This window comes from Staphylococcus sp. GDH8C109P, from assembly GCF_017893405.1.
Lineage (GTDB): Bacteria > Bacillota > Bacilli > Staphylococcales > Staphylococcaceae > Staphylococcus > Staphylococcus cohnii.
Genome location: NZ_JAESMX010000004.1, coordinates 491 through 790 on the forward strand (window position 1 = coordinate 491; position 300 = coordinate 790).

General features: G+C 29.3%; 1 protein-coding gene and 1 pseudogene. One reads left to right on the forward strand and one right to left on the reverse strand.

The features are described from left to right. Nucleotides 1–122: pseudogene (locus KA867_RS01660) on the reverse strand (IS6 family transposase); the annotation flags it as partial. Nucleotides 123–235: 113 nt separating this feature from the next. Between KA867_RS01660 and ermCL the strand changes: the two are divergent. Further along, complete coding sequence (gene ermCL / locus KA867_RS01665) at nucleotides 236–295, forward strand: 23S rRNA methylase leader peptide ErmCL (RefSeq protein WP_210136873.1); 60 nt, start codon at nucleotides 236–238, stop codon at nucleotides 293–295. Nucleotides 296–300 lie beyond the last annotated feature (5 nt).

Consider the following 300-nt stretch of genomic DNA (forward strand, 5'->3'; position numbering starts at 1 on the left):
TTTACACCACGTTCCCTTAATATTTCAGATATATCACGATAACTCAATGCATATCTTAGATAGTAGCCAACGGCTACAGTGATAACATCCTTGTTAAATTGTTTATATCTGAAATAGTTCATACAGAAGACTCCTTTTTGTTAAAATTATACTATAAATTCAACTTTGCAACAGAACCTTCATATTTATCAGAGCTCGTGCTATAATTATACTAATTTTATAAGGAGGAAAAAATATGGGCATTTTTAGAATTTTTGTAATCAGCACAGTTCATTATCAACCAAACAAAAAATAAGTGGT